Raw genomic sequence first — 3,764 nt, 5'->3', positions numbered from 1 at the left:
CGGGTTGTCGCGGATCGATTTGATGTCGTGCATGGTCGCTCGGCCCCGGGTGCGAACTTTCCGTCTACATGCGGAAGGTCAACGGCGGGGCGTCCATAGCACATCGCTCATCGCCCGCCAAAGCGGACGATCCGGTATTGCGGAGCAGTAGCGATGGAATCGTGAGGCCGCAGCGTACTGGATACTCCGCTTTCGCGGAGTATGACGATCGGCGGAGGTCGCAGTGCCCTACTCCGCCGGGCTGGCTTCCGGCGGCGGCGGGGTTGCGGGCGGCGGCGAGCCGGTCGCCGTCTTGGCCGCAGCCGCCCGTTTTTCCACCATCCGGACCGCGAGGATCGAGCCTTCGTACAGCGCCAGCAGGGGTATCGCGAGCGAGGCCTGGCTGATGACGTCGGGCGGCGTCAGCACGGCGGCGATGATGAAGGCGACCACGATGAAATAGCGCCGCTTTTCGCGCAGCTGCTTCGAGGTGATGATGCCGATCCGGCCGAGCAGCGTCAGGATCACCGGCAACTGAAACGCGATCCCGAAGGCGAAGATCAGGGACATCATCAGCGACAGATACTCGCCGACCTTCGGCAATAGCTGGATCTGCGCGGTCTCCGACCCACCGATCTGCTGCATGCCGAGCGAGAACCGCACCAGCATCGGCAGCACGACGAAATAGACCAGCATGGAGCCGAGCACGAAGAAGAACGGGGTCGCGATCAGATAGGGCAGGAATGCACCGCGCTCATGCTTGTAGAGGCCCGGCGCCACGAACTTGTAGATCTGGGTAGCGACGATCGGAAACGAGATGAAGCCGGCGCCGAACAGCGCGAGCTTCAACTGGGTCAGGAAATATTCCAGCAGGGCGGTGTAGATGAATTTGGAATTTTCGGCGCCCGCGACCCAGACGAACGGCCACACCAGCACGTTGTAGATCGGCTTGGCGAAGAAGAAACAGAAGATGAAGGCGATGCCGAAGCCGAGCAGCGCCTTGATCAGCCGCGCGCGCAGCTCGATCAGATGATCCATCAGCGGCGCTTTGCTGGCCTCGATGTCCTCGGCGCTCATGACGCTTTGGCGTCCCTGGCCTCGTCATGGGCCACAGGCGCGATGTCCTGCGGCGCGGGCGACACCTCGCGGGTGATCGCAAGCGGCTCACCGGCCGCGTGTACCTCCGCCTCGACCAGGGTCTCCGGCGTTCGCGCTGCCGGCGTCGCTGGAGTGGCGGGCTCACCGGTCGCGGAAGCGATTTGGGCATCCACGGGCTTGTCGATATCGTCGATCTTCAGGGCGTCGCCGACGTCCTTTTGCAGCGAGGTCATGATGTTGCCGCTGGCAAGACCGGTCGCAACGTCCTTGACCTCGTCAAAGCTTTTCTTGAGGTCGGCCATTTCGGCCTCGCGCATGGCTTCCTGGAACTGGCCCTGGAATTCGGCGGCCATCTTGCGCGCCTTGCCCATCCATTGCCCGACCATGCGCAGCACGCCCGGCAGTTCTTTCGGGCCAATGGCGATCAGCGCGACAACCGCGATGACGACCAGTTCACTCCACCCGATGTCGAACATGAATTTTTCCGCTCACGCGAGAACATCTCGCCCCAATCCCTCTAGCAAGATTTGGGGCCGCCCGCGTCTTTTCTCAACCGGCGTCCATGGCGTTTTCAAGCGAAGTGAACGCCGGTTCGCGTGAAGAAAACGCGTCAAACCAGACGTCAGACAGCCTTGCTGCCGACGTCCGAGCGTGCCGCCGACGGCGCAGCGTTGTGATCGATGGCCTTCGCCGGCTCGGGCTTTTCCGCGGTCTTGTCGTCGTCCTGCATGCCCTTCTTGAAGGCCTTGATGCCCTGCGCGACGTCGCCCATCAGGTCCGATATCTTGCCGCGGCCGAACAGCAGCAGGACCACTGCGATCACGACGATCCAGTGCCAAATGCTAAGCGAACCCATCCTGCATCCCTCCAAACAGCGGCCGGCGTCCGAGCCTGACCTTTGCCCGGAAGGTAGGCCCGCGGGATGTCAAAAACAAGGACCTCCGCCGCGGCAAATGGCTGTCGCAGCTACGTATTATAGCTACCGTTAACCGCGATCGACGCGGCGACGGAGCTAGCTTTGGTCGCCGTTTTCGGGCGTCGCGGCAGGCGCCAGCAGAAATTCAAGACTATCGCCGGCTTCCAGCGGATCCTCGTCCTCGCGCAAGGCTACATCGTCCGAAGGCGTCGGAACGCTGAAGCCGGTCGGCAGCCTTGAATCCAGCAGCCCTGTCCCCTTGAGTTCCTCCAGGCCCGGCAGATCGCCGAGCGCCTCCAGGCTGAACTGCGACAGGAAGCCTTCGGTGGTGCCAAAGGTCAGCGGGCGGCCCGGCGTCTTGCGGCGGCCGCGGGGGCGGATCCAGCCGGTCTCCAACAGCACGTCCAGCGTGCCCTTGGAGGTGATCACGCCGCGGATTTCCTCGATCTCGGCGCGCGTCACGGGCTGGTGATAGGCGATGATCGCCAACACCTCGATCGCCGCGCGCGACAGCCGCCGCGTCTCGGTACTCTCGCGCGTCATCAGCCATGCCAAGTCGCCGGCGGTGCGGAACGTCCATCTGTTGGCGACGCGCACCAGATTGACGCCGCGCGGGGCGTATTCCGCCTGCAATTGCGCCAGCGCCACCTTGATGTCGACACCCTCGGGCATCCGCTTGGCCAGCACGGCCTGATCGATCGGCTCGGCGGAGGCAAACAGCAGCGCTTCCAGAAGCCGCAATTCCTCCGGTCGGGCTTGCGGATCGAGTGGATGCTCCTCGGCATCCTCCGTGCGCTTTTCCGCCAGGCTTGCCATGGCTCGGTCTCCCTCTTCCACTTACTCGACCGAAAGGTCCGGCGCGGACATCGCGCCGGCGGCTTGCGGTTGACGCTTTCGAAAATAAAGCGGCGCGAACGCCTCTTTCTGGTTCAGTTCCATCTCGCCTTCGCGCACCATTTCAAGCGCAGCCGCAAGGCTCGATGCAAACACCGTCGCCCTTTGCGAGGGATCGACGACGTAATTGATGAGGTATTGGTCGAGGCAGCTCCAGTCCTCGGCCATGCCGACGAGCCGCTCCAGCGAGGCACGCGCCTCGGCCAGCGACCATACCGTCCGTTTGGTCAGATGCACGCTCGCCAGTACCCGCTGCTGGCGCTGCGCGGCATAGGCGGTGAGCAGGTCGAACAGCGTCGCGGTGAATTTGGGGTGGCGGATTTCGGCGATCGATTCCGGATTGCCGCGCGGAAAGATATCGCGCTGAAATTGCGGCCGGTTCATCAACCGGTTCGCAGCCTCCCTGATCGCTTCGAGCCGGCGCAGCCGGTTGGCCAGGGCGGTCGCCATCTCCTCGGCGCTCGGACCGTCCAGCGTCGCGGGTTCAGGCAGCAGCAGCCGCGATTTCAGGAACGCTAGCCAGGCCGCCATCACCAGATAGTCGGCGGCGAGTTCAAGGCGGATTTTTCGCACGGCCTCGATGAAGGTAAGATACTGATCGGCCAGCGCCAGGATCGAAATCTTGGCCAGATCGACCTTCTGCTGCCTTGCCAGCGTCAGCAACAGATCGAGCGGCCCTTCATAGCCCTCGACGTCGACCACCAGCGCCGGCTCGCCGTCGGTGACCTCGGCAGGCCGTCCGGTCTCAAATGATAGAATCTCAGCCGTCATGCCGTTGCTACCCGATCCATCAACGCATCCAGTTCAGCCCGCGCCGCCCGCCGATCGAACGGCTGCGGCGCCTTTCGCCACGCGAGCGCTCCGTTGGCGCGCTCCA

Annotated in this window: 5 protein-coding genes and 1 pseudogene; all 6 read right to left on the bottom strand. The window is 63.9% G+C overall.

The genetic code is table 11. From position 1 onward, the window contains the following. Nucleotides 1-228: 228 nt before the first annotated feature. Nucleotides 229-1,056, bottom strand: a complete 828-nt coding sequence (tatC, locus tag WCE35_RS09695; protein ID WP_424593123.1) for a twin-arginine translocase subunit TatC — start codon at nucleotides 1,054-1,056, stop codon at nucleotides 229-231. Further along, nucleotides 1,053-1,553 (bottom strand): Sec-independent protein translocase protein TatB, encoded by a 501-nt coding sequence (gene tatB, locus WCE35_RS09690; protein ID WP_424593122.1) that lies wholly within the window; start codon nucleotides 1,551-1,553, stop codon nucleotides 1,053-1,055. Before tatB ends, tatC begins: the two co-directional genes overlap by 4 nt. 146 nt (nucleotides 1,554-1,699) lie before the next feature. After that, nucleotides 1,700-1,933, bottom strand: coding sequence for a twin-arginine translocase TatA/TatE family subunit (locus WCE35_RS09685; protein ID WP_424593121.1), 234 nt, complete (start codon nucleotides 1,931-1,933; stop codon nucleotides 1,700-1,702). A gap of 156 nt (nucleotides 1,934-2,089) precedes the next feature. Then, entirely contained in the window at nucleotides 2,090-2,809 is a 720-nt protein-coding gene (scpB, locus tag WCE35_RS09680) for an SMC-Scp complex subunit ScpB (protein ID WP_424593120.1), read from the bottom strand. 21 nt (nucleotides 2,810-2,830) lie between these two features. Then, entirely contained in the window at nucleotides 2,831-3,658 is an 828-nt protein-coding gene (locus WCE35_RS09675) for a segregation and condensation protein A (RefSeq protein WP_424593119.1), read from the bottom strand. Continuing rightward, nucleotides 3,655-3,764: pseudogene (locus WCE35_RS09670) on the bottom strand (beta-hexosaminidase); the annotation flags it as partial. The gene WCE35_RS09675 and the pseudogene WCE35_RS09670, both read right to left, overlap by 4 nt.

This window comes from Bradyrhizobium sp. (assembly GCF_049691595.1).
Lineage (GTDB): Bacteria > Pseudomonadota > Alphaproteobacteria > Rhizobiales > Xanthobacteraceae > Bradyrhizobium.
This window is presented reverse-complemented; position numbering and strand designations above follow the sequence as displayed.